40 protein-coding genes are annotated in these 23,016 nt (G+C 62.7%); 33 read left to right on the top strand and 7 right to left on the bottom strand.

What is annotated here, in order from left to right; translation table 11 throughout:
- Window positions 1-129: 129 nt before the first annotated feature.
- From EXE42_RS08240 to EXE42_RS08260, 5 genes are all read left to right on the top strand, one after another.
- Window positions 130-552, top strand: a complete 423-nt coding sequence (locus tag EXE42_RS08240; protein ID WP_206750716.1) for a ribbon-helix-helix domain-containing protein — start codon at window positions 130-132, stop codon at window positions 550-552.
- Window positions 545-772 (top strand): hypothetical protein, encoded by a 228-nt coding sequence (locus EXE42_RS08245; protein ID WP_137706299.1) that lies wholly within the window; start codon window positions 545-547, stop codon window positions 770-772. Before EXE42_RS08240 ends, EXE42_RS08245 begins: the two co-directional genes overlap by 8 nt.
- Entirely contained in the window at window positions 769-1,167 is a 399-nt protein-coding gene (locus EXE42_RS08250; RefSeq protein WP_137706300.1) for a hypothetical protein, read from the top strand. The genes EXE42_RS08245 and EXE42_RS08250 overlap by 4 nt, the downstream gene beginning before the upstream one ends.
- On the top strand, window positions 1,157-1,864 hold the full coding sequence (locus EXE42_RS08255) for a DNA methyltransferase (protein WP_137706301.1): 708 nt from the start codon (window positions 1,157-1,159) through the stop codon (window positions 1,862-1,864). The genes EXE42_RS08250 and EXE42_RS08255 overlap by 11 nt, the downstream gene beginning before the upstream one ends.
- A gap of 206 nt (window positions 1,865-2,070) precedes the next feature.
- Entirely contained in the window at window positions 2,071-2,682 is a 612-nt protein-coding gene (locus EXE42_RS08260; RefSeq protein WP_137693528.1) for a tyrosine-type recombinase/integrase, read from the top strand.
- Between the two features lie 4 nt (window positions 2,683-2,686).
- On the opposite strand, the gene EXE42_RS08265 is transcribed toward EXE42_RS08260, so the two are convergent.
- Window positions 2,687-3,178 (bottom strand): hypothetical protein, encoded by a 492-nt coding sequence (locus EXE42_RS08265; RefSeq protein WP_137693527.1) that lies wholly within the window; start codon window positions 3,176-3,178, stop codon window positions 2,687-2,689.
- Window positions 3,179-3,306: 128 nt separating this feature from the next.
- Between EXE42_RS08265 and EXE42_RS08270 the strand changes: the two genes are divergently transcribed.
- Genes EXE42_RS08270 through EXE42_RS08305 form a run of 8 tightly spaced genes read left to right on the top strand, consistent with a single transcriptional unit; the run spans window position 3,307 to window position 7,960 of the window.
- A complete protein-coding gene (locus tag EXE42_RS08270) occupies window positions 3,307-3,600 on the top strand; it encodes a hypothetical protein (protein WP_137693526.1) in 294 nt (97 codons plus the stop codon).
- Window positions 3,587-3,904: a hypothetical protein gene (locus tag EXE42_RS08275; RefSeq protein WP_137693525.1), complete on the top strand. Its 318-nt coding sequence runs from the start codon at window positions 3,587-3,589 to the stop codon at window positions 3,902-3,904. The genes EXE42_RS08270 and EXE42_RS08275 overlap by 14 nt, the downstream gene beginning before the upstream one ends.
- Window positions 3,901-5,121 (top strand): hypothetical protein, encoded by a 1,221-nt coding sequence (locus EXE42_RS08280; protein WP_137693524.1) that lies wholly within the window; start codon window positions 3,901-3,903, stop codon window positions 5,119-5,121. Before EXE42_RS08275 ends, EXE42_RS08280 begins: the two co-directional genes overlap by 4 nt.
- Entirely contained in the window at window positions 5,114-5,791 is a 678-nt protein-coding gene (locus EXE42_RS08285; RefSeq protein WP_092924115.1) for a hypothetical protein, read from the top strand. Before EXE42_RS08280 ends, EXE42_RS08285 begins: the two co-directional genes overlap by 8 nt.
- Window positions 5,788-6,387: a hypothetical protein gene (locus EXE42_RS08290; protein ID WP_137693523.1), complete on the top strand. Its 600-nt coding sequence runs from the start codon at window positions 5,788-5,790 to the stop codon at window positions 6,385-6,387. The genes EXE42_RS08285 and EXE42_RS08290 overlap by 4 nt, the downstream gene beginning before the upstream one ends.
- Window positions 6,387-6,956 (top strand): hypothetical protein, encoded by a 570-nt coding sequence (locus EXE42_RS08295; RefSeq protein WP_137693522.1) that lies wholly within the window; start codon window positions 6,387-6,389, stop codon window positions 6,954-6,956. The genes EXE42_RS08290 and EXE42_RS08295 overlap by 1 nt, the downstream gene beginning before the upstream one ends.
- Window positions 6,957-6,959: 3 nt before the next feature.
- Entirely contained in the window at window positions 6,960-7,784 is an 825-nt protein-coding gene (locus EXE42_RS08300; protein WP_137693521.1) for a hypothetical protein, read from the top strand.
- The gene (locus EXE42_RS08305; protein ID WP_137693520.1) at window positions 7,781-7,960 is read left to right on the top strand and encodes a hypothetical protein; all 180 of its coding nucleotides are present in this window, start codon (window positions 7,781-7,783) and stop codon (window positions 7,958-7,960) included. The genes EXE42_RS08300 and EXE42_RS08305 overlap by 4 nt, the downstream gene beginning before the upstream one ends.
- A gap of 4 nt (window positions 7,961-7,964) precedes the next feature.
- Here EXE42_RS08305 and EXE42_RS08310 read toward each other — a convergent pair whose 3' ends face one another.
- Entirely contained in the window at window positions 7,965-8,399 is a 435-nt protein-coding gene (locus EXE42_RS08310; RefSeq protein ID WP_137693519.1) for a hypothetical protein, read from the bottom strand.
- A 126-nt stretch (window positions 8,400-8,525) separates the two neighbouring features.
- Between EXE42_RS08310 and EXE42_RS08315 the strand changes: the two genes are divergently transcribed.
- From EXE42_RS08315 to EXE42_RS08375, 13 genes are all read left to right on the top strand, one after another.
- Window positions 8,526-8,834, top strand: a complete 309-nt coding sequence (locus EXE42_RS08315; RefSeq protein ID WP_137693518.1) for a hypothetical protein — start codon at window positions 8,526-8,528, stop codon at window positions 8,832-8,834.
- Window positions 8,834-9,355, top strand: a complete 522-nt coding sequence (locus tag EXE42_RS08320; protein ID WP_137693517.1) for a hypothetical protein — start codon at window positions 8,834-8,836, stop codon at window positions 9,353-9,355. The genes EXE42_RS08315 and EXE42_RS08320 overlap by 1 nt, the downstream gene beginning before the upstream one ends.
- A complete protein-coding gene (locus EXE42_RS08325) occupies window positions 9,356-10,084 on the top strand; it encodes a hypothetical protein (protein WP_137693516.1) in 729 nt (242 codons plus the stop codon).
- Between the two features lie 13 nt (window positions 10,085-10,097).
- Complete coding sequence (locus EXE42_RS08330) at window positions 10,098-10,382, top strand: hypothetical protein (protein ID WP_137693515.1); 285 nt, start codon at window positions 10,098-10,100, stop codon at window positions 10,380-10,382.
- Between the two features lie 91 nt (window positions 10,383-10,473).
- Window positions 10,474-10,848, top strand: a complete 375-nt coding sequence (locus tag EXE42_RS08335; RefSeq protein ID WP_199233591.1) for a hypothetical protein — start codon at window positions 10,474-10,476, stop codon at window positions 10,846-10,848.
- A 1-nt stretch (window position 10,849) separates the two neighbouring features.
- Window positions 10,850-11,194, top strand: coding sequence for a hypothetical protein (locus EXE42_RS08340; RefSeq protein WP_137693514.1), 345 nt, complete (start codon window positions 10,850-10,852; stop codon window positions 11,192-11,194).
- Window positions 11,191-11,748: a hypothetical protein gene (locus EXE42_RS08345; protein WP_137693513.1), complete on the top strand. Its 558-nt coding sequence runs from the start codon at window positions 11,191-11,193 to the stop codon at window positions 11,746-11,748. Before EXE42_RS08340 ends, EXE42_RS08345 begins: the two co-directional genes overlap by 4 nt.
- A gap of 31 nt (window positions 11,749-11,779) precedes the next feature.
- Window positions 11,780-12,517, top strand: a complete 738-nt coding sequence (locus tag EXE42_RS08350) for a hypothetical protein (protein WP_137693512.1) — start codon at window positions 11,780-11,782, stop codon at window positions 12,515-12,517.
- Window positions 12,517-13,089 carry a hypothetical protein gene (locus EXE42_RS08355; RefSeq protein WP_092924151.1) on the top strand — a complete coding sequence of 191 codons (573 nt, stop codon included), beginning with the start codon at window positions 12,517-12,519 and terminating at the stop codon, window positions 13,087-13,089. Before EXE42_RS08350 ends, EXE42_RS08355 begins: the two co-directional genes overlap by 1 nt.
- A gap of 1 nt (window position 13,090) precedes the next feature.
- Window positions 13,091-13,303 carry a hypothetical protein gene (locus EXE42_RS08360; RefSeq protein ID WP_137706302.1) on the top strand — a complete coding sequence of 71 codons (213 nt, stop codon included), beginning with the start codon at window positions 13,091-13,093 and terminating at the stop codon, window positions 13,301-13,303.
- Window positions 13,300-13,521 carry a hypothetical protein gene (locus tag EXE42_RS08365; RefSeq protein WP_137706303.1) on the top strand — a complete coding sequence of 74 codons (222 nt, stop codon included), beginning with the start codon at window positions 13,300-13,302 and terminating at the stop codon, window positions 13,519-13,521. The genes EXE42_RS08360 and EXE42_RS08365 overlap by 4 nt, the downstream gene beginning before the upstream one ends.
- Window positions 13,514-13,777, top strand: coding sequence for a hypothetical protein (locus tag EXE42_RS08370; RefSeq protein WP_137706304.1), 264 nt, complete (start codon window positions 13,514-13,516; stop codon window positions 13,775-13,777). The genes EXE42_RS08365 and EXE42_RS08370 overlap by 8 nt, the downstream gene beginning before the upstream one ends.
- 110 nt (window positions 13,778-13,887) lie before the next feature.
- Window positions 13,888-14,910 carry a hypothetical protein gene (locus EXE42_RS08375; protein WP_137706305.1) on the top strand — a complete coding sequence of 341 codons (1,023 nt, stop codon included), beginning with the start codon at window positions 13,888-13,890 and terminating at the stop codon, window positions 14,908-14,910.
- Window positions 14,911-14,953: 43 nt separating this feature from the next.
- On the opposite strand, the gene EXE42_RS08380 is transcribed toward EXE42_RS08375, so the two are convergent.
- Entirely contained in the window at window positions 14,954-15,190 is a 237-nt protein-coding gene (locus EXE42_RS08380; RefSeq protein WP_137706306.1) for a hypothetical protein, read from the bottom strand.
- An 86-nt stretch (window positions 15,191-15,276) separates the two neighbouring features.
- Between EXE42_RS08380 and EXE42_RS08385 the strand changes: the two genes are divergently transcribed.
- Window positions 15,277-15,564: a hypothetical protein gene (locus EXE42_RS08385; RefSeq protein WP_137694950.1), complete on the top strand. Its 288-nt coding sequence runs from the start codon at window positions 15,277-15,279 to the stop codon at window positions 15,562-15,564.
- A 16-nt stretch (window positions 15,565-15,580) separates the two neighbouring features.
- On the opposite strand, the gene EXE42_RS08390 is transcribed toward EXE42_RS08385, so the two are convergent.
- From EXE42_RS08390 to EXE42_RS08405, 3 genes are all read right to left on the bottom strand, one after another.
- Window positions 15,581-16,672, bottom strand: a complete 1,092-nt coding sequence (locus EXE42_RS08390) for a hypothetical protein (protein ID WP_137694949.1) — start codon at window positions 16,670-16,672, stop codon at window positions 15,581-15,583.
- A 2-nt stretch (window positions 16,673-16,674) separates the two neighbouring features.
- On the bottom strand, window positions 16,675-17,817 hold the full coding sequence (locus tag EXE42_RS08395) for a hypothetical protein (protein ID WP_158293699.1): 1,143 nt from the start codon (window positions 17,815-17,817) through the stop codon (window positions 16,675-16,677).
- A gap of 90 nt (window positions 17,818-17,907) precedes the next feature.
- The gene (locus EXE42_RS08405) at window positions 17,908-18,117 is read right to left on the bottom strand and encodes a hypothetical protein (RefSeq protein ID WP_137695043.1); all 210 of its coding nucleotides are present in this window, start codon (window positions 18,115-18,117) and stop codon (window positions 17,908-17,910) included.
- Window positions 18,118-18,214: 97 nt separating this feature from the next.
- Here EXE42_RS08405 and EXE42_RS08410 point away from each other — a divergent pair, with 97 nt between their 5' ends.
- From EXE42_RS08410 to EXE42_RS08435, 6 genes are all read left to right on the top strand, one after another.
- Window positions 18,215-18,412: a ribbon-helix-helix domain-containing protein gene (locus EXE42_RS08410; RefSeq protein WP_137693500.1), complete on the top strand. Its 198-nt coding sequence runs from the start codon at window positions 18,215-18,217 to the stop codon at window positions 18,410-18,412.
- The gene (locus EXE42_RS08415) at window positions 18,412-18,687 is read left to right on the top strand and encodes a hypothetical protein (RefSeq protein WP_137706308.1); all 276 of its coding nucleotides are present in this window, start codon (window positions 18,412-18,414) and stop codon (window positions 18,685-18,687) included. The genes EXE42_RS08410 and EXE42_RS08415 overlap by 1 nt, the downstream gene beginning before the upstream one ends.
- A complete protein-coding gene (locus EXE42_RS08420) occupies window positions 18,687-19,727 on the top strand; it encodes a site-specific integrase (RefSeq protein ID WP_137706309.1) in 1,041 nt (346 codons plus the stop codon). The genes EXE42_RS08415 and EXE42_RS08420 overlap by 1 nt, the downstream gene beginning before the upstream one ends.
- Before the next feature lie 311 nt (window positions 19,728-20,038).
- A complete protein-coding gene (locus tag EXE42_RS08425) occupies window positions 20,039-20,695 on the top strand; it encodes a trans-aconitate 2-methyltransferase (protein WP_092924173.1) in 657 nt (218 codons plus the stop codon).
- 67 nt (window positions 20,696-20,762) lie between these two features.
- Complete coding sequence (locus tag EXE42_RS08430) at window positions 20,763-21,593, top strand: thermonuclease family protein (RefSeq protein ID WP_137706310.1); 831 nt, start codon at window positions 20,763-20,765, stop codon at window positions 21,591-21,593.
- Window positions 21,594-21,626: 33 nt separating this feature from the next.
- Window positions 21,627-22,376, top strand: a complete 750-nt coding sequence (locus EXE42_RS08435) for a hypothetical protein (protein WP_137706311.1) — start codon at window positions 21,627-21,629, stop codon at window positions 22,374-22,376.
- A gap of 452 nt (window positions 22,377-22,828) precedes the next feature.
- Here EXE42_RS08435 and EXE42_RS19275 read toward each other — a convergent pair whose 3' ends face one another.
- Window positions 22,829-22,972, bottom strand: coding sequence for a hypothetical protein (locus tag EXE42_RS19275; RefSeq protein WP_017344624.1), 144 nt, complete (start codon window positions 22,970-22,972; stop codon window positions 22,829-22,831).
- Window positions 22,973-23,016: the final 44 nt, after the last annotated feature.

A 23,016-nucleotide genomic window follows, 5' to 3' on the forward strand; every position in this document is an offset into this window, starting at 1 on the left:
GGGCGATGTGCGGGCGAACTTAGCGCGGCGCGCGCGCCGGTGCGCATTATGCGACCGCCCGAGCGTCCGCAGGCGGAGCGGGGTTGGCCGATGAGCGCCGGTTCGGCCGGTAAGCGCGTGTCGGCGCGAGTGAGCGACGACGACCTCCTCAACGCGCTCGACGAGGCGGCGGACGAACACGGATCGCGTTCCGAGGCGATCCGGGCGGCGCTGCGCGAGACCTACGCGGACCGCGACCGCAACGAGGTCAACGTGGCCCGGCACCTCCCGGACGACCCGATAGTTCGCCGGGGCTACGAGGTTCTCTGTGACGAAGCCTCGCCGTTCCAGTCCCGGATTGATATCGACACCGCGATGAGCCGGGTCGCGAACCGCCTCAACATCCCGAAGGGGAGCGTGAAGCGGCGCGTGATCCTCCCGCTCGAACGGCAGCGGGTCGGCGGCAAGCAGATCGTGGAGCCGAACTGGGGCGTGCTGGTGGTCCGACAGCCTGACGAGCTTACCGAACTCGCCGGCGCCGTGCGGACCGACGGAGGGGAGCGCGATGCGTAACGACGCGACGGTCCAGGGCGCGGCGCCGAACATCGACCTCCGCGGGAAGCGCGACGTCGAGGCCGCCGCGGATCGGAACCGGCGCCGGGTTTTCGACGTGACGTGCCTGACGTGCGGCCACAGCGAGCGGGTCCGCGTCGAACCGGGCGACGACCGGACGGTCGAACACGACCGGCAGAACGCGACGCACTGGGTCGAGTACCACGAGGTGGGCCGATGACGATCAAGCACCGCGCTACCTGCCCGGAATGCGACTACACGGGGGAGCCGAAGTTGATGAACGGCGCCGCCCGCGATGCCGATGAACACCGCGACGAGACCGGCCACGCCGCGAAGATCGAGCGCGCCGGGGTCACCGACGGCGGTGTCTCTCGTGACGACCTCAAGGAGTGCTGGTGCTGCGACGGCCTCCACGACAATCCGGGCACGCTCTGCCCGAACTGTTCAGACGCCGGTTGTAACCGGTTCACGGACGGCTGCGAGTCGGATCACAAGCCGGCGCTGCCCGACGGCGGCCGCGAGCCGGGTGAAGGCGAGAGCTACGACTGCGCCGGCCACGTCCGCCCGGTTCCGCCGCACGTCCCGCCGACGCCGGAGGTGGACGATGTCGAGTGAGCAGCCGACCGACGCAGTCATTCAGGGTGACGCGTTCGACGCGCTCGCTTCCCTCGAGGAAGACTCCGGCCACGCCGCGATCGTCGATTACCCGTGGAAGTTCGAAGCGCAGAACGGCACCGGTCGGTTCGGGAACGACGGGGATCGTGGCTTCGACGCCTACGGGACCGAAGACCACGAGCGCCTCGCCGACGTTCTCGACGAGCTGGCGGAGTCGTTGGTCGACGGCGCGTGGATGTTCGTATTCGCCGACGACGAGACGAGCCCGGAGTTCCGTCGGATCGTTGAAGAGTCGCCGCTTACGTACCGACGAACGCTGGCGTGGGACCGCGAGAAGTTCGGGATGGGGACGTACCACCGCGTTCAACACTACCCGATCATCTCGGCGACGAACGGCGAGACCGAGCGATACATCCGCGACCGAGGAACAGTGTTCCGGGCGATGAAGCACGACGGGACGCCGTCGACCAACGACTACCCGACAGCGAAGCCGGTCAAGCTCTACCGACAGATGCTCCGGCCGCCTGTCCTCGAGGAGGGCGAGCGCCTGCTCGAACCGTTCTGCGGGAGCGGGCCGGGAGCCGCGATCGCCGCCGAGCGGGTTCTGGACTACTGGGGGGTCGACGCCAACCCGGACGCCGTCGACCAAGCTCGCGAGCGCCTCGAACAGCAGCGGATCGGGCAGGTGACCCTCTGATGACCCGCGACATCACCCACGCGGTGACCTGCGACAACTGCGGAGCCGAGACCTTCGCGTTCGAACGCAACTGCGTGAACTGCGGGGTGAACCGGTGGCGTGGTAACGCCTAAGACGAGTTTGGGATTCTCTATATAGAAACCCAAACTCGCACCTTCCTTCCCCTGAACCGTTTATAAACCAACTACCTCGAAACACCCCGAACAATGGAAACCCAAACTCAGGACAAAGCGACCGTCTGGCTGAAGCCGGAGCAGGTCGACCGGATGCGTTCCGCGACCGTCGAAGCGAGCGCGCCGTACCTCGCCGCTCGCAACGACGCGCTGATCGCGACGCTCTACGACTCCGGGCTCCGCGTCGCGGAGGCCGTCGCGCTCGACGTGGCCGACCACGTCGACCTCAACGACGGCGTTCTCGCGCTCCCGGCCGACATCCAGAAGGACTACCCGACCGACCGCACGCCGAACTACACCGAGATCGAACTGGCCGACGAGACCGTCCGGACGCTCCGGACGTACCTCGCCGGCCGCTGGAAGGAGACCACAGCCCTGTGGCCGTCGCGACAGTCTGACCGGATGACTACGGAGTCCGTTCGGAACGTCGTTCGAGAGGCCGCCGTCGGCGCCGACGTGCGACCGATAACGGTCACCGGGCGAGGCGACCCGGAGGACGTGACGCCGCACACGCTCCGGCACAGCGTCGCCTACCGGATGCTCAACGTCGAAGAGGGCCACACCTTCTACGACGTGCGGAACCGGCTCAGGCACGCGACGATCCAAACCACCGAGCGAGTCTACGACCACATCGACCGAGTTTAAATCGCTATAATATCCTCGGAGACATTTCGTACTCTTCTGGTAGTTTCTCGATTCGAACTTTTACTAACATTGGATGCTGTTCCGTATTCGCCTCTGAAATCGCTTCTAAGACTTCTTTCTGGTCGCGTTCCAGCTCAGCGTACTCTCCAGACTTCACCTCTACCGGGAAATGAATCTCTTTTTGGATATTCCATTTATTTGTGATTCGTCCATCCCGCCCCCATTCAATCTCATCCTCGTAGATTTCAGGTATGACTTTCGCGGTAAATGCCCCGTCTGTCCGAGCGGACACTGTTTCACCGTTTTCAGTAGATACTTTGAAATGGTCGGCAGATCCGTGAGAGACTCGAATAGGTGTGTCCTCTGCTAGTGAATATGTATCTTCGATAAATGATCGTATCTCGTCTTCAATCGGGTTTGGCACAATTCGACCACCGAAGACGAGTGCTTCACCGATCGCCCCCTTCTGATTGGGACCAACGCTGTCTGTTTCCATACACAAACGTCTCGAACACAGTTATATGAAAGACGGCTTTTGCCCCAGTCTGATCGTCTCCTCTTCACAATTTATTCAGTTATTAATTGAGCAATAATAACTATACAGCGGCCGTGTGACGTGTCGGTATGGTCGCCACAGACCTACCGACGCCGAAAGAGTTCGAGGAAGCACAGGAAGCAGCCGAGAACGGCAACCACGACGAAATCAAGCCCTTCTACGGGTTCAGCCGCATCGAGGAGTTCGACGACTACACCGACTTCATGAGCTACGTGGCCGCGAAGAAGGCCGCATCTGCCAGCGAGGACGCGTTCGAGACGCGGAGGTCGTTGGATGGCTACGAGAGCGCCGCGAAGGGGCTGCTGCTCGGTATCGGTGCCGCGGCTCTCATCGAGGCGGTGATCGGTGATGCGCGTCTCTGAAGCCGGCGCCGCCCTCGCGCTCCAGCCGGAGGACGAGGGCGAGCGGACCGCGCTCTCACGGCTTCGCGAGATCTACCGCCGAGCGACTGCGTACCGCCTGCCGTGTCCGTTCTGGGACGACGATCCGGGCCGGTACTGTGACCTCAACCCGACCGGTGCCGACGCCCTGGTGCTTCGCGACGGGATGGGCTCCGACGCCGTCGACGGCGAGGCTGCCGAAGGGGCGCGCGTCGACGACGGGGAACCCTGCCCGTCGCTCGCGTTCGACCCGACCGGCGCGGACATCGCGGAGGGCTGTGCGTGACGGAGATCGTCGAATTCGGCACCCGAGCCGACGCCAACGCGGTGCGCGACGACCACGCCGACCACCTCACCGGCCGGTTCGACCGACGGTTCGCCAAAGTCGAGCTCGCCGACGACATTCCCGACGACGTCGAGGCGGAGATCCGCGGCATCGCCGCCGACGGCCGCGCCGACCGGGAGGGCGGCGCCGGGCACGTCGAACTCACGGACGGCGAGAAGCGTCGCGTCGGCCCGTTCACCGGGTCGAACAACTACCGGAAGGCGACCGCGGTCAAGGCGGCGTTTCTCGACGCGGGGATCGACGACTGGGAGGCCCACTACGACCCGACACTCACCGCCGACGAGAACACCGGTCGGATCGAGGAGGTGCGCCAGCAGCAGACGGGCGCCGACGTGAGCGACGGGCCGACCGAACAGGAACGCCTCCAGAAAGAAGCGGACGCGGCGCAGCGCGTCGACGGCGAGGGATGCGACCACGCCCGGAACATGTGCCAGCACGGCAACCCGGACGCCTGCGAGCATCTCGCCGAGGACTGCGGCGCCGACGAGACCGAGATCTCGTCTCTCCTCGATTTCGCCGAGGCGGTCCCTTACAAACACCTCGACGGGGAGACGAAGGGCGCCCTCTCGCGTTCGTGGCGCGGCTACAAGACCAGCGTCCGCCGGCTCGCGGGTCTCCTCGACGAGGTACAGCGCGAGTTCCGGAACGCGGAGCGCGCCGCTGCCGCGATCGACGCGATCGAGGAGGGGATCAGCGACGCCGACACGGAGCGGTTCGAGGCGCTGGAAGGCCACCACCGGACGCTGTTGAACCTCTACGGGAGCCACGACGACCGGCTCCACGGCCAGCCGGGGCGCGGCCGCGATCCGACCGACATCGACCTCGCCGAGCGCGCGCCGGACCGGCCCGCGGTCCCGGAGCGACCGGACGCACTGGGTGGGTCCGCAGGCAGCGACGACACGAGCGAGCAGCTCCTTCGCGACGATCGCCACGTCGACGACCCGGATCCCGACGACGGACTCGGCCGGTTCGGCGTCGAGCCCGAGGAGGGCCGTGACGGCCCCTCCGAAGAGCATCGCCGGGCACAGAACCGCGGATACGCCCGGAGCGGCTCTCGCGGCTTCGACGAGGGCGCCAGCGCCCGCGACGGGCTCGGACAGTTCGCCGCGACGGGCGGCGAGGAGACGTTAGACAACTACGAGGAGACCGATGCCTGAACTCGCCTGTAAGATCGATGGGTGCGACTACGAGGGGACGCCGCAGGGGCTCCGGTCGCATCTCCACGGACGGAAGGACGACGACCATGTCGAGGCCGCGGCCGACCGGCGCCATCACGACTGGTACCCGAGCGCCTACGGCCTCGACGACGAGGGTACCGCGGTCGAAGGGGGTGACGAGGGAGCCGAGAGCCCCTCCGAAGGCGCCGATCCGGCCCCCTCTGAAGAGGGTACCGGCGAAGGGGGCGGAGATACCCTCGATCCCGACCCCTCTGAAGGGGGTCCCGAATCGCCCGACGAGGCGGACGAATACGCCGCGCAGTGGGAGGGCGCAGATACCCCCACCGAGACCCCCTCCGAAGGCGCCGATCCGGACCCCTCCGAGGAGGGTACCGACGGAGAGGGCGACGATACCCCCGATCCGGACCCCGCTGAAGAGAGTGGCATGGGGCTCGGCACGGCCCTCGTGCTGGGTACCGGCGCCCTCGCGGTCGCGGTGTTGCTCCGCGGACGGGGGTCGGACCCCACCGAATCGCCCGACGCGACCAACCCCACCGATACCCAAAACGAGGGCGGAAGTGGGGGGTCGGGATGGGACCAGAGCGGGGGGTCGACCCCCATCGACGGCACCGACACGGACGACATGGAGTTCACGCCGACCGAAACATGACTGACGACCCCACCAACGACGACGCCGACCCGGACGAATCGCCCGACGACGAGACCCCCGACGAGCCCGACGAGGCCCCCGCCGAAGGGGGCGACGAGGGGGACGAACGACCCCCGATCGACGACGAGGAGCGGGCCGACGTTGACCTCGCGGCGATCTCCGAGGAGATCAACGAGGAGGAAGGGGGCGACGGCCCCCCTGAAGAGGGGTCCGAATCGCCCGACGAGACCAACCCCGACGATACCCAATCAGAAGGGGGTGAGGAGGGGGGAGAGACCCCCTCTGAAGGGGGTTCGTGGGGCGAGATGTATGTCGAGTCCCTCTCGGTACTCCTACCGGAGGTCGCCTCGGAGATGCGCGACGAGGGCGACGCCGAGGCGATGTCCTCCGAGGAGGTCGCGGCCCTCGCGACCGAGCCGCCCGTGGAGCTGGATCAGAAGTTCGACGCGGTCGTTTCGGATATGGGCATGGAGGAGATGAGCGACAAGCAGGCGCTCCTCCTCTCGACCGCGATCGTCTGCGGCACCGTGCTGCTGAAGGATGGTGACGTGGCCGGGAAGTTCGTTGGCGCCGCCTCCGAGGAGGTGAGCGCGTGATGTTCGGGCTCCAGAAGCAGGCGATGAAGCAGATGATGTCGAACCCCGCGGAGAACGAGCAGATCCGGGCCTACGCGGGGATCCTCGCCGGGCTCGAACGCGAGCAGCGGGAGCAGATGCGACAGCACGCCGAACACCTCGGCGTCGACCCGGACGAGGTCGGCCTCGCCGAGCCGCCGGACCCCGAGGTGCGCGTGGCGGAACTCGCCGATGCGGTCGGTGCGCACGTCGTCGGCGACGCGTGGAGTCTCTACGTCGACCACCTCGCGCCGGACGAGCTGGAGAACGCCGACCGGGCGGGAGAGTTCGCCGGCGTCGACGCCGACGAGTGGGACGCCCAGATCGAGGAGTGGGCGGCGACGTTCCGGGACCGAGCCGGCGACGCCGTCGCGGACCGCTCCGACCGCGATCTCGCTGACGTCCACGTTCGCGAGACGTTCGGCGTCACCCTCGACGAGTTCGAGGAGGAGATCGTGGAGTTCGAACCCGCCCGCGTCTTTCAGGAGGTCGTCGCAGGCCCGATCGAGACGCACACCGAGGCGCTCGCGGACCTCGACCGGGAGGTGTAGCAGATGCACATGCTCGTAAGCGCGGTCTCGGGATGGGGGAAAGGCTGGCTGGCGCACGCTCTCGCCGAGAAGAACATCAAGGGCGACACCTACGACCGCGTCGTCGTGCTGGACACGTCCGACGAGTTCCGGGGTCTGGTGAGTAAAGAGACCGGGCCGGGGCTCGCGTCGCACTGGTTCGCCGGCCCTCGCGAGCGGGACCACTTCGACCCCGGCGTGTGGGGCAACATGATCGACCGGAACGAGGCGCTCGTCGTTGGCCGCCACGTCGACAAGGACGACTGGCAGGAGGTCGCTCGCGACGTGATCCTCGCGTGTCGCCAGTCTGAACACGACGTGCTGGTCGTCATCGACGAGGCGCACGGGGTCGCTCCGGAGAGCGAGGGATACCCCGACGAGATCAAGGGTCTCGCGACGGACGGCCGGACCGAGGGCGGCTCGGCGACGTCGTCGATCTGGATCACTCAACGGCTCGCCCAGCTCTGTAAGAAGATAGTCGGGAACTGTACCGCCCGGTTCCTCGGCGGCTACCAGTCCGGCAACGACCTCAACGCGGTGAAGGACGTGCTGGAGTACCCGAAGGAGGCGCACAACACCGGCGGGCAGTCGGTCCCGAACCTGCCGGCGAAGCTCCATGCGTCCGACGAGGGCGCGATCTCTGTCCGAAAGTGGATCGAGGAGGGGCCGGACGGCGAGCCCCAGACAGTCAACTCCGAATGGATCTACTCCGACGACTCGGGGAAGATCGAGCGCGTCGAGTCGAACCGCTACGAACCGGAGTGTGACCACGTCGGCGCCGAGGGGAAACGCATCGAGGTGGGGCTGTGACCCGTCCGAGCGAAGAGGTGGCCCTCTATGGGGAGACGGCGGACAGCTTCCGCGAGGTAAAAGAGGAGATCGAGGCCATTCGGGGCCACGAGGTCGCCCGAACTAGAGTCGTCGAGGATCTGATGCTACTCTATCGACAGCATGGGCTCCCCTACGACGACCCGAGAGAGAGATGATTCACTAGCTAAAAAAGCTGAACCAGTCTCTGAATTTGTACCCCCCAATTCCGAAGAGGAGAGGAAGGAGCGTATACAGTATTCCCGGTTGTACACCAGCTTGTACAAAGAGTTGAGCGACTTGTGCTAAGGCTCCGACAGATAGAATAACTGTTAGAGCCATGATGATTGCTTGAATCCGGTTCTGACTACGCTTTTCTTCTCGACTCGCTGCGACCTCAAACCCCTTCGGCTCAAGTAAATAGAATCCATCCTCTCGTTGAGAAACCAAGTCATGCTGTTCCAAGAATGATAGCGCTGCTTGTACCTCACTAAATGACAAATCGGTATTCTCTACGATTGGATGATCCGGAGTGACTCCGCCTGCTTTAGAGAATCGTATCCACTCCTCTTCGCTGACATACAACAAGTGAAGTACCTCCTCCCAGTTTCGTTCCATGCGTACTGTTGAACGTACTTGATGTGTAATTTTTCGGGAAACCTCATACAACCACCAATAAAATTCATCCACGGCCAACTCAGCGGGGCGGCCTATCACAAACGGACCCCGTTTCGGTCCGCTCGCATGGCCTACGATGTAACGGCTGGCTTCGACAAGCTGGCTGATCAGCAGTTCATGATGGACGCCGGCGCGGTCGGCGGCGGCGTCCTCGGAGGAGAAGCGCTCGGATACCTCGCCGACGGCCACTCGGTCGCCGGCTTCGACACGCCCGCTGAACTCGGCGGGGTCGCTGTCATCGCTGGCGCCGAATACGCGCCGATGATCGAGGGACGGACGAAGCGACACCTCCAGGTCGGCGGCGGTGTCGCCCTGATCCTCTCGCTGATGGAGCGTTTCGGTGTCCGCGACTCCCTGAATGAGGTGCTCGCCTGATGGCGGACATCTACATTTCCAACGGCTCGGCGTCCGAAGTCGTCGTCAAGCACACGAACGCGGCCGGGATCGAGCGGGCGACCCCGATCCTCGAAATCGACCCGGACCGGGGGACGTTCCTCCGGCTCCTGAACCGCGTGGCGCGCGGCGACGAGGTCGGGATTCCGGTCTACATGAAGCTCCGCGACTCGAACGGCGACCCGCTCCCGACGAACACGCTCGTCAAGTTCGAGCTGGAGCGCGCCGGCGGCGACGACCAGCACAAGGTGAGCGAGGAGGTCAAGCAGATCAGCTTCTGGAACTCTAACGACATCACCACGCAGCGCGACGTCGACAACATCGACAACGCGAAGGTGACGCTGGAGTACCCAGAGGCCGCCAGCGAGAACGGTGCGGCGCCGTTCCACGACGTTCGGGACGTGGACTCGTTCTACGTCTCGGTCGAGTCGGCGGCCGAAATCGACTGGAACGAGTCGGAGTTCTACTTCGACACGGCCGCCATCGAGGAGGGATCGCGGTAGATGTTCGACGAAGTGATGGAGCGACTGGACGACGCGAACGTGCGTAACACGGCGCTCGCGCCGCGTCAGTTCGAAACGTCGACCAACTCGCAGGGGTCGCTTTCGGACATCGCGACGCTCGTCGCCGACACCGCGCTCGCGCTCCGGACCGGGCGCCGCAACCCGCTCCGCATCGCGGTCCCGGCGTACCAGTCGTTCACCACGGCGGGCGACGGGAGCGATCAGACGTTCAACGTCACCCACGACCTCGCTGAATGCCCGGACACGCAGGACGTGGTGGTCTGGTTCGACGACGCCTATCAGGGGTCGCCGAAGTCGATCAACCACGACACCGACGAGTTCACCGTGTCGGGGCCGGGATCGGCGGTCACCGTTCACGCCTACTACATCAGCGGGAAGGCGGCGACGTTCGAGCTCCGCAAGAAGACGCCGTCGGCGAAGACCTCGAACTCCGAGAAGCTCTACGAGGCAAATCTCGGGCTGATCCACGATGCGAACCAGTCCGAACAGCCGGAGTTCCTCGAACTCAACGAGTCGGCGCTCCAGCGGTTCCTCGCGAGCGACATGGAGCTGACCGCACGACTGAAGGCACCGTATCAGGTCCGTTGGACCGACCCGGACGGGGACGGCACGGAGCCGACGAACGCGCTCCTTCAGGTGCCTGCCCAGAAGTCCAACGGCGAGATCGAGGGACTCACGTCGGCCATCAGCGCCGACATGGGTCGGTAGCGAGGGCGTCACCATGTCCGATTTTTCGACGACAGTCAACGGCGATCCGTGGCAGAGCCCGTCCATCAGCGACGGCCCCGTGACGACGATGGGGTCCGGCGGTGCGCCCGGGGGCGCGTCGGGCGCCGACGGTCTCGCCGCCGACGTGGACGTGACCGACATCGAGAGCCCGCTGTCGAAGTGGCTCGCCGACTCGCGCTGGTCGCGGCGTGACCTCGAACTGCTCACCGACCTCATCGGTGCGATCGGAACGCTCGGATTCCTCTACCTCGCGCTGAACGGAGGTGCCGGCGCGTGAGCCGCGTCGAGACCCGCGTGGAGGTCGAGGACCTCTCCGAGGGAGAGCGCGATCGACTCGAAGAGGAGCGCAAGGGCGACGGGGGTGAAGCGTGACCGACGTGGTCCCGGCGCCGAGCGCGGAGGACATCCCGGTCAACGAGCCGGTGTCGGTCGACATCGGTCCGGGCCAGCAGGCGACGGTGACGTTCACCGCCCGCCAGCGGACGAACGACGGGTTCGTGCTCCCGACCGTCGCGGTCTCGAAGCGGTCGCAGTCGACCTACGAGATCACGATGGACGACGAGGAGGTCTACGGCCCGGCGTCGATCCCGCCGACCGATATCGACGATCTCGGCGTGTGCTTCGTCCCGGCCTACGAGTTCGGACAGGAGCTGGAGGTTCAGGTGGCGAACCTCTCCGACACCGAGCGGGAGTACCACGTTCAGCCGATCGGCTACGAACGCCGCGGTAACGGGGGTGCCTGACGTGGGGCTTGAGAGCGAGGTGGAAAAGATCAAGGCCCGCGGAGCGTCTGGTACGGCCCTCACGGACGGCCCGGAGGACATCTCCGACGGCAGAGAGGCGAGCCTCTCGACGGGGACGGGAGCGGCGTCGTCGGCGACGCTGTTCATCGCGACCGAGGGCGCCGTGGGGCTCACGATCGAGTTCTCGCCGGACGGTGAGACGTGGAGAGAGCCGGGCGACGAGTCGCCGATCGGCTTCGACGCGGCCGGTGAGGACGTGGCGTTCATCGACTACGACGCCGCTGCGGTCCGAATCACTGCGTCGAACGACACCCCGGTCGACCTCGATCTGCGGGTGACAGCATGACCCGCTTCCCGGCTTCCGGCGGCGGGTCAGGGCCGCCCTACACCTACGTGATGGACGGCTACCCGAGCGACGCCGAGGAGGGCGAGAGCCTCTATCATGTCACAGAAGACGCCGCCTACGTGTACACCGGAAGCTCATGGGTCGAGCAGACCGTTACGAACCACGGGCAACTCGCTGGTGTGTCGGCGGCCGATCACCACAGCCGATATACTGACACCGAAGCCCAGTCGGCGGTCCACGACAGGCCCACATCTACGCAGCAAGCATCCGGTGGGACTCATCGGCAATATATCAGCTTGGGTATTGAAAACAGCAGCCCGCAGATCGGTTCCTACGTTGAGAGGGTCAGTTTTTCCTCGACTTACGACTCTACTGACCAAGTGAATTACACTATAAACGGCTTCGGCGGCACTATCGAGTCCGGATCGTTTGGAGCGAATAGTGGCACGGTGGTCTCTGTCAACGAACTTGTTGACACCATCTCGGGCGGCTATCAGGTCGTTCTCGACTGGGTAGAGGTGCCATCCGGTCAGAACCACACCCACCCGATTTAGAGCAAACACATGAGGAACGCCTAAAACGACAATGAACTACGATTCGATAATTGACGGCGGCGGATCGGGAGGTACGGACGACAGCGACGGGTCCGGGTCCTTTTGGGATCAGGACGTGGAGACGAGCAGCGGAGACGACGCCGACGCCGATGATGCCGGTGTGACCGACCTCACGCCGGAGGACGACGACTCGGGCGGGCTCGTTGATGACGGATCGAGCAGCGGCTACACGTCGATCACGAACGACGGCACCGAAAGCACGGTCAACGACGCCGACGCCTCGGACGGCTCCGACGGGAGCGACACCTGGGGCCTCGACTCGGACGGCAGCGACGGCGGCGACGGCTTCGACACCGACAGCAGCGCCGACGACACCGACGACTGGGAGGACAGCGGCTCGGGCGGCGGCTACACCACGATCACGAACGACGGAACCGAAAGCACGGTCAACGACACCGATCCGGTACAGGGAGACGACGCCAGCGACTACGAGGATGCGGCGTCAGATGGCATCTGGGGCGAGGGCGACGGCTCCGCGCCGGACAACTCGGACGGGTCGAACAGCGTCGACGTGGGAGAGCAGATCGACGCTGCGCTCGCCGAACAGCGCGCCGCCTACGAGGCGCAGATGGCGTCGCTGATGGAGTCCATGCCCGTGCCCGACCAACTCGGCGGCGCTGACTCCGGCGGCGGCCTCTCGCCCGTTCTCGGGGGGACCGCCCTGCTCCTCGCCGGGGCCGGCGCCCTCTACGTCGGAGGGGGCGACTGATGCCCGGAGCGCAGGGCGTTCAGATCGAGGATGTCGATCTGCCGGATTCGCTGGGTCCGGGTGACTCCGCGACGGCGCGGATCGACATGACGAACACGAGCAACTTCATCAACCCGTGGAACGCCAACCGCTGTAACGAGGGCAACAACTACGGGCTGCTCGTCGAGGGCGTGCTGGTCGGCCCGGACGGTGAGGAGTTCGTCGGCGATACCGTCTGCGCGAAGCAGCACGACATCGTCGCCTCCTACGAGGCCACGTCCGAGGTAACCTTCGAAGCGCCCGAGAGAGACGGCACGCACCGATACGACGCGTTCGTTCGGATGGCCGAGACCGGTGAGGAGTCGAGCCGGCTGTCGGAGTCGGTCGACGTCTACGGCGACAGCGGGGACGCGCCCGAGGAGGCGCCGGACGACGCGGGTGAAGGGCCCGGTTCGGACGATCTCGCGTGGCCGACCGGCGGAGAGAGCGGCGTCCAGACCCGGATCCAAGCTGCCGCCGCGATCGCGCTGCTGTTCGGCGGGATGTATGTCGCCGGACAGCTCTTCGACATCCAGCTCGGAGGTGGTGCCTGACGTGACTCCAACCGTTCAGTACGTGATCGCAGTAGCGGCCGCGATTACGGCGACCGCGGCCGTCGGGACGCTGGGGATCGCGGTCTCCATGTGGCGGAACCAGAAACGGATACTGCGGACGATCTTCGGCGCCGAGCAAAACGAGGCGTGGAACGGGCTCGTGGAGATGGTCCTTCGGCATCGCGAGGTGCTGGAGGAGGAGGGTCACCTGTGATCGAACCGTTCGTCTCGGCGGCCGGCACCAACCTCACGACGATCGCGGCGGTCGTGCTGGCGTTCATGGTCGGCGCGATGGCGCCGGTCTACTACGCGCAGGAGCGGTTCCGCGGGTTCGGTCGAGCGATGCTCTCGCAGCTCCCGTACCGGCCCCCGCCGGGGACAGAAGAGCAGGAAGCGATGAAGCAGGCGACTGACGAGGCCGCCGATGAGTGAGGTGTTCGACCCCGAGGAGGAGCCGGACGGGGACGCGCTGGCGCCTCACCACTTCTACGTGGGCGTGGCGCTGTCGCTGTTCGGGTTCGCGTCGATCTGGCCGTACTACCCGGCGACGGGCGCGGGCTTTGCGTTCATCGGCCTGCTGGTCGCGCTCGACGACGTGATCGAGCACATGACGCCGTATCCGACACCGCTCGATCAGGTGTGGAAAAAGGCTGTTTACCCTATCGTAAAGCGAATAGAGGGCTTTTGATCAGTCTTTTCTGAAGGAAAGGACGCGTGATATACACTGTCTATTGAATATAGTTAGTATATCAATCATAGCACACATTTTTTACCTAAACAATTCGTTGACCAGTTAGTATGAGTATGAAGCCTCCTCTTGATCCCGATGAGATCATCGTTAAAGCAAATTACTTCATACCTGGCGAGCACGAGGAAGCCGCTCTTTCCAATATTAAAAAGTATCTTAGCAGAACCGTATTACAAGATGGATACAAGCGGGTCAATCAAGGAGACCTTCCATTTCTGCCTGAGTCCCGTACCATGACTTTCCGCTTAGAAATCACAAAGCCAGAACTGCCACTCTCATTCAAATTCAGAGAAAAACTGGGCCTTGCTCCGGAGAGAGAGAAACAAGATATTCTTACTGATAAATACCATGACCGTCTTAAACGAAAACGCGCTGACATCCCGTTTGAAATCGACTTTCACTTTCGAACTATCTCTATCCAGAATGGAACTGAGGGGTACGAAATCGAAGTAATTGCGCGACCTGTGTTGCTACAACAACAGCATCAGGGAATGCTTGATTCTAATGAAGAATATGACGTGAAGAGTGCTATCAGCACGACGAAGCAAAGAATCACAAAGTATGCTCGGAGAGTTGAAGCAGAAACATTCCAAGAACCACACACAGAAGCAGAATTGCTTGACAACTCTCTTGAACAGAAATATCGGGACATTCTCAGAGAGACAGAACATGGTAGAACCGCGATACAGTACATTGACGAGGGTGATTCCAGCTTCCAACGGGATCACCTCAACGCCGCACTAAGTTGCTACATTCACGGCATTGAATGGGTTATAATAGATTATCTGAAGCGGACGGGAGATAAAGATGTCATTGAACACGAAAAATCCGATGCCGGTGTACTCTACAAGTATTCAAATCTTGTAGACGGAATCCGACATAACACACCAGCGAGTCAGCGCACGATTAGCTACCTAGATAGGGTCAATGGTGCCGAACGTCGGTGGATGGCTCATCATAAGGACGGTAGCACGCTCAAAACAGATGTTAACACGCTTCGTGAGCGTTTACTCGAACTCATTGATGAGCTATTTAAAGATCAGTTGACTGATCAGACAGAACCAGTAAAATAGCGATCTCTGAATGCGGTTAGGGGAGCGAACGTCTTCCAAAAAGCTACACAAACGCCTGCGTCCGCTCCTCAGTATGCTCGCTAACGACCTCGTCGATGCCCTCCCGATCGACCATCGCCGCGTGTAGCGCCTCACCCGTAATCATCAGCTCGCTCATATCGTCGGCCTCCTCGATCCCCTCCTCCCACGCTTCACGTTCACCGGGGCGGAAGATCCCACGATCGTCGAGCGCGGCGACCAATTCACGCAGATCCTCGCGATAGGCGGATTGGAGAGACATGTTTCACTTTTACTCACCGCATATGGCTTATGTCTTTATTTAAACACCTGCTTGGCCAAGGTGTGCCCCCAAGTAGGACGCAGCAGATGATTGTTGAGCAGCGCGCGAAGGAACTCGAGGATTTCCGGCGGATGCTCCGGCCGGAGGCGGAGATGGCGTTCGGCGAGGTGCTGGGGATGATGGGCGCCAACGCTGGCGCCGCTGATTACCTGGAGCCGGCGTCGCCGCGGCGAGGGATGGACCTCTCGCTGTACATCGAGGCCGAGCTGGAGCGACAGCGGTTACAGGAGCAGATTGAGAATCTACAGGCGGAAATAAATCAAATGAAAGAGTACCTCGCTACCAAAGATATGAGCTCTGGAATCCAGTCTTAGACCTTCATAGAATTATTCACACCATAGTTTCACTGTCTAGGTAATCCCAAAGCTGTGTTTGCCTGTTTACTTCTTTTGCCGCAAGCCGCTCACACTCTTTTTCGATTTCTTCAATATCTTGGTCGATCTGCGAGTCGATCCACTTCCTTCTGAGAGTGTCTTCCAACCCATCGCTGTGGGTGTATCGGGAAACAATTTTGTAGTCCGCATCTGTTTCGTCGTATTCCCTCAGGAACCCTATTTCAAGACCCTGTTCAACAATTTCATCCACAATTTCCTCTCGCTTGGACTCTTCTAGATAAAAAAGATCACTGTCCACAATGTCGGAAATCTCTTGGACATTTACGAAACAATGTCCCCCCTCAGAGTAGCGTGCGGTTATTATTGTCCGGAGTTTTGTCACAGGGTCAGACTCTGGAAACAGATTGAAGCTGCCTTCAGTAGATTTGGCACGAGAGAGTGTACTGTTTAATTCTCTTTTTGAGTGCTTGATTCGGAGATTGACATCATCAAGGCTCTCACCATCTGGAATATCGTTTTCTGACGGTAGAACAGTGTTAACTGATATGCTCTTCTCCATCTGGTGAATCGCCCATGTTACTACGTCCCGACTTTCGCTGATTGCTTTTCGAGTAATTTGATCTGCGTCACCAGCGAAAGTGGCAAGAACGTACTCAACGTGTCTAGGTTCCTCACCTAAGTATTTCTCAACGATGTACTCCATGTTATCCTCGACAACTTGTCTTTGCTCACGAACCTCATTCAGAAGGCTTACTGGGCCCTGAGCGATGTTGGCCTTCGCCTCACCGAATATGGCCTGCCCCTCAAAATCCCACAGCAAGAAATCGAAGTTTGGTAAGCCCTTCTCTTCCAAGGGATCTGCCCGAAGAAATCGAAAATCCGATGGAGAGGGACTACTACTGAAAGGAAATATACACATATTGAGGAGCTTGCGGTGCTCTTGCTCTTTTTTTAAGCTCCGTTCAATCCGATCACGTTGTTCCTCTTCATGATATTGTTCAAGCCTCTCCTTCCGGATCTCCAGATATCGGTCTGCGAACTCATCATGCCAATGCTCGGGGACACTATCTGGAGGATCTATGCTCATTCTCAGGCAGTGGTTTCGGCATAAGCAGATTCGCTGTCGAATATATCGATAGTTGCGCGTTCGTCAACAGTTTCTGTGATGAGGTGGTAGAATTGAACGATTGTTGGGAATTCACAATCGTGTTTTGGAACAATCTTCATTGAGTCCTCAGTTGCGCTGATATTGAACGTCGCTTCACGGATCTCATCTGTGACTGTTGCAGAGAAATCAAGCGAACCAGCTTCTTTGGAGACGTCTGTAAATGTGAATTGCCGGTAGTTTTTCTCACCCGCTGATTCGACGAACTCCTCTGCCATCAGCAAATTAAACGATTTGTGGAAATCAATTTGTCCGGCGGTTACGTCAGCGAGTTCCAACTCAAGGTTTCCTGACCCCCGCCGCTCGGTTCGAAATTTGATCCGTTGACTCACCTCTTGAATATCTAAAACGTGATCCTGAATCTCCCGGATCAGATCGAATAAGAGCGTGAAGTTCTCTGCGTTCGTTCGCTTCAGCGTGAACTTACCGTTCTTATTAATTTTAAACTCGATCTCCTCTCCGCGGTATTCGACTCTAATAGGGACTACACCGTAATACTCTCTAAACTCTTGGAGGGTCTGACGCCCATCATCCCCGTTGTATATGATTTCTCGGTCATAGTCAGGACGAATATCCGCCTCGGCAAGATCAGGAATACGGCGCGATTTGAAGCTCGTGATCCGAATATCAGGATGCTGATCCAGAACCATGTGGTGCATCTTTTGGAAATCCTGAGGCACGATTGGCATCTCACCAATCGTCGAACTGCGCCGAATCGTGAGGTCGACTGTATTCTCTTTGGCTTCCTCTGTTGTAGCCGTGAAAAGCATTAGGAGAGAGTCATCGTAGTAGTGAGCGTAGTAGACCGGTCGCTCAGTTTCTCCGCCCCGACTAACGTACTCCCCGGTGATCTTATATATTTCTCCAAGCTGCTCGATCTGATAATTTTCTTGGAAGTTAGTCAGCCAGTCTTCCTCAGTAAGATAAAAATAGACTTTGACGTGGTTGTAGTGGTACCCCTCGAAGGTCTTGTCTGGACTTCTGTCTATCAGAGTCTGACAGAAAGACTCAATGTCGTATTCGTCTTGAGGGATTTTCATTCGTTCTGCTCGTCTCCTTACGCCCACCTTGTCTCGTCATGGTAAAAATGTTCGTGGATTGGTGAAACTGGCAAACTAACTGATAGCTCTCAATTTAGTCACTAATCTGTATTTTTGCTACTCTTGATTTGTTTCCGCAAACAGAGAGGGATCTTCTATTCCCTTTTTCATAAGTCGTCGTAGAGCTTCTGCCCGGGAAACATCCATTGAGATATCTCCCTCAATCTGTGCCATTTTTAGAGCCCGATCGAATTCCTCCACAAATTCCTCTGTGACATGCGTCGAAACAGTGGTTTGGCCATCACTACCTTCCGTACTCGATCCCATGGAAAGTGATTAACTGCGGCTGTTGAATAACCTACGCAGTTTGTATACTACTCATAGACGCAATGATTAAGTTAGTCACCTACAAAGGTAGGGGCGCATGGCGCTATCAGTCAATGTGACCGTCAACATGCCGATGGAGATGGTCGACGACGTGACCGAACAGGCCGAAGAACACGGAATGAGCCGTGCTGAGTACATCCGCTTCCTGATCCGGCAAGCCGACGACTCGCCGTTCGCGGTGCCGGAGCAGTCGCTCAGTTCGGCGGACGGCGAATCGAAGAAGGGCCCCGCGTGATGACCCAACCTAACGAGACACCCTCAGGGCCCGTCGAAGACAACGCGAGCGACCGTAAAAAGCGTGCGGAGCGCGCCGCCACGCGAAGCGTCCCCGACGTGCGGAGAGGCGACGACGCGGTGACTCGCGTCGTCAAGCTACGCACCGCACACGGAACCAGAACGGTCGAGACAGCGGTCTCCCCGCTCGCGACCGACACCGCGACCGTCGACCTCGCGCGCCGTCGCGAGGGGATCGAACCGAGCGAGTTCAGAACCGGCGAGGTGGTCGCGTAGTGGCGGACCTCGAACCGATCGAGCCGTCGAAAGCGGTCGACCTCTACCTGCGAGGCCGCGACGACATCAGCGAGAACACCCGCGAGTCCCAGCTCTACGACCTCCGCGCCTTCGTGGCGTGGACCGACGAGGTGGGCCTCACGAACATGAACGAGCTGTCCGGCCGCGACCTCTACGAGTTCCGCGTTTGGCGACGCGACGGCGGCTACTCCGGCGAGGAGATCGAGACCGTCACGCTCCGGGGAACGCTCGCGACGGTGCGCGCGTTCCTCCGGTTCTGCGTGACGATAGACGCCGTCGAGGACGAACTCTGGGACAAGCTGCCGCTCCCAGTCGCGGGCCGCGACGAGCAGGTGAGCGACAGCACGCTCGACCCGGATCGCGCCGTCGCGATTCTGGAGCACCTGGACAAGTACAAATACGCCAGCCGCCAGCACGTCATCCTCCTGCTGCTGTGGCACACCGGATGCCGGTCGGGCGCGATACGCGGCCTCGATCTCGGCGACCTCGATCTCGACGGCACCCGAGCCCGCGGCGAGGGGCCGGCGGTCCACTTCGTCCATCGACCGGACACCGGCACACCCCTCAAGAACAAGGGGCCCGGAACGCGCTGGAACGCGATCAGTCAGGAGGTAGCGACGGTCCTCCGCGACTACATCGACGGCCCGCGAAAGGAGGCGACCGACGAACACGGCCGACGGCCGCTCCTGTCGACCAGTCAGGGGCGTATCAGTTCCTCGTCGATCCGGAGCACGCTGTACCGCGTAACGCGCCCCTGCTGGCGCGGCGAGGCGTGCCCCCACGACGAGGACCCCGACACCTGCGAGTTCACGGAGAGCGGCCACATGAGCCGCTGTCCGTCCGCACGCTCGCCCCACGACGTGCGGAGTGGCAGGGTGACGGCGTACCGGCGAGCGAACGTGAAGCGCGACCTCGTCGAGGACCGACTGAACGCGAGCGACGATGTCCTCGACAAGCACTACGATCGGCGCAGCGAGCGCGAGAAAGCGGCGCAGCGACGGAGGTACTTCGACATATGAATCGACAAGCACGCAGACGGCGAGCGACGGGTAGCGAAACCAGAGATGCCACGTTCGGGGAGGGCGGACTTCCTTTTCAGCCGGTTTGTAGTGGCTGGAGATCGGCTTGTCCCCCGTCCTCGTGAGCGAAGCGAACGAGGGCTCGGAAGTCGCGCGCAGCGTAGCGAGCACGTCTTTCGGAGTTCAATTCGGGGAGGGCGGACTGACACTCAGCAACCGCTCGCTATCGCTCGCGGTTGCTGACCGAGTTTCTTACCAGTGGCGAAGCGCCGAAGCGTTGATTTCAACCGGCGCACACCGTGCGCGTGCCGATGTCGTTTCCGTCGACCATCGACTGGGACGCCCACTGGGAGGCGACGGACCGGGACGAGTTAGACGAGATGCGCGTCGCCGGCGAGCGGATGGTCAACCGACTGGAGCGGCTCTTCGACGGGTTCCCCGCGTCGCTGGCCGACGTCGGCTGCGGTCCGGCGTTCATGCTGTTCGAGGCCGCCCGCCGTCACCCGGACACGACCCTGTTCGGATACGATGCGGCCGCGTCCGTCGTTCGACGGAACCGATCGATCGCCGACGAGCGCGGGGCCGACGCCCTGCGGTTCGAGACGGCGCGGCTCCCGGAGTTGGACGTCGACCGCCGGTTCGAGTGCGTCACGTGCATCGCCACGCTCCACTACGTCGCGGACGTCCGGTCGGCCCTCGACGCGCTGTACTCACGGGTTACGCCCGGCGGGCGCCTGATCTTCAACTACCCGAACCGCCGCACCAGACGGGCGTACTTGGAGGACCCGGACATCGATCCCGAGCGATTCGAGCTCGTGCTCGACGGCGAGAACCTCCTCACCTACGAGGCGATCGAGGACGCCCTCTCTCGGAGGCCCCGGAGCTTCTGGAAGGCGGTCGACGAGGACGACTGGCGCTCGATCGGTCGGGCCAACCCCTGCGTGATCGTCGACAAGCCCGAGGGCTGATCCCGGTCGAGCGCGAGGCGGACGACACCACCACCCGATTTTTCACGACTCCCGGCGACGAGCGGGTATGAGCCTTCACTGGCGGTCGATCGCCGTCGTCCTCCTCGTCGTGTTCACCGGCTGCGCCGGCGCGCCGGTCCCGGACGTCGGCACCGACTCGCCGCCCGCCGACCTCGACTCGCCGCCCGACAATCCCAACGGCGTCGATCCGAACGATCCTGACGACACCGCCTGGACCGGCGCCGTCGTCCGCGTCGTCGACGGCGACACGATGGCGGTCGAGTTCCCGAACGGCGAGGTGGACACCGTCAGACTGCTCGGCGTCGACACGCCCGAGACGAGGGCGTCGAACTCGCCCGGCGAGTTCGAGGGCATCCCGGACACGGACGCCGGCCGGGCGCACCTCCGGGCGTGGGGCGACGAGGCGTCGGCGTTCGCGGCGTCGGAGCTCGCCGGCGAGGCGGTCACGGTCGTGACCGGCGGCGACCGCCGGGGGAGCTACGGGCGCCTGCTCGCGGTGCTGTACGTGGACGGCGAGGACTTCAACGAGCGCCTGCTCACGGAGGGGTACGCGCGGCTGTACGACACCGAGTTCGCGCTGCGCGACGCGTACGCAGCGGCCGAGGCGGACGCGATGGAGCGCGGGGCGGGGCTCTGGGCGTTCGACGAGTCGGACTACCCCACCGAGCCGAGCGAGGTCGACGACGCGGACCTCCCGCCGCTGCCGCCCGACGGCGACTACGACTGCGGCGACTTCGACACGCGGGCGGAGGCGAACGCGGTCCTCGACCGGTCGCCGGGCGACCCGCACGCCCTCGACGCCGACGGCGACGGCGATGCCTGCGAGTCGTTCCGCCGGTTCGGGGTCGAAACGGGCGCTTCCCCTGCGTCGGCGTAACACACTTAAGAGCGCGCTCGGTACGGTGTCGTAGTGGCATCCCGACAGGGCGGGTCGGGGGACGCGGAGCCCCTCGGGCCCGGATCGACGGAGCGTCGGACCGCTTCCACGACCGCCGCCGCGAGCCGAGAGGACGACGTGCGGCCTCGGTCGCCGCCGGAGTCGCCGGCGCGCCGCCGCGAGCGGGCCGGCCGACCCGACCGACCCACGGACTATCGGTCGGTCGATTCCGCCAACGGCGGAGAGGCGTCCGCCCGAACGCCGGAGGACCCTCCGGTACGCGACCCCTCCCTCTACGCGCTCACCGACCACTTCCGCGAGCGGCTCGAACAGCCGGGTCGGTACGTCTCGACGCGCACCGTGAGCGACGCGATCCGGAGCGGACAGCTCCGGTGGAACAACACCGACGGCTGGCGGTTCGCCCTCGTCGAGGGCGGCGTCCGCTTCGTCGTCGTCGTGAGCGACACGGAGACGAACTCCCCGGTCGTCGTCACCGGGTGGACCGAGGTCGCGGACCGCGAGGCCGCCCTCGAGGCGCCCCGGTGGGACGGGGTCGACGTCGACACCATCGCCGTGCGGGCCGCCCTGAGCGAGTCGGCCTCGACGCCGATTCCGGACCGGATCCGACCTCGGGCCGTGACCCGCCCGTTCGAGGTGGGCGCTCACCGCCTCGAAACCGCTCCCGGCGACCCCTTCGTGCGCTGTACCGACTGCGGCTGTCGGTTCCGCTCGAAGGAGGGGATCACCTCGCGACGGTGTCGGCAGCGGTCGTCGGGACGATAGCAGGCGGCTCTGTTTCCAAGCAATTCCCGGGTGTTCACGCGATTCGCGAACGGCTCGGCTGTGCGGCGGCGCGTGCCTGCGAGCGGTCGCTCCGACGACCGCGAGACGGCACGCGCGAGGAAGTGGTGAGCGCTCGCAGAGCGCGAACCGCGAGGCTGGGGAGGCGTGAGGTGCGGTGCGGTTGCGGTCGGGTGGGACTTCGGCGGCGTTCACCGTCGATTCGTCAGAAGCCACTCATAAACGAACGGTTGAGACTTCAGAGGTGTTCTCCGCGATGGCGAGAGTGGTTACGTATAAACAGCAGCTGAATTTCCGAAGTCGATCCAGCCAGATCGGTGACGACGCGGCCGCTCGGGCCGCCGTCGGACGAGCAAACCCGCCCTGGCCCAGTTATTTATAGATAACACACCCGCCCGCCGTTTCGGAGGCGGCGTCGACTCGGCCGGACCCGTTCACAATCCGATGATGTCGTCGAGTTCGACGTCGCTCACGCGGCCGCCGCATACCGCGCACTCCGATACGTCACGGGGACCGGCCCCGCCTTCCATGTGAAGGTTGCCGCACTCGGTACACACTTCGAATTCAGCGTCGAGCATGGGGGCGGGGGTTTTTCGAATCCGCCGTATATGTCTTGTGTCGG

This window comes from Halorubrum sp. SP3 (genome assembly GCF_005435195.1).
In the GTDB taxonomy this organism is placed as follows: Archaea; Halobacteriota; Halobacteria; order Halobacteriales; family Haloferacaceae; genus Halorubrum; species Halorubrum sodomense.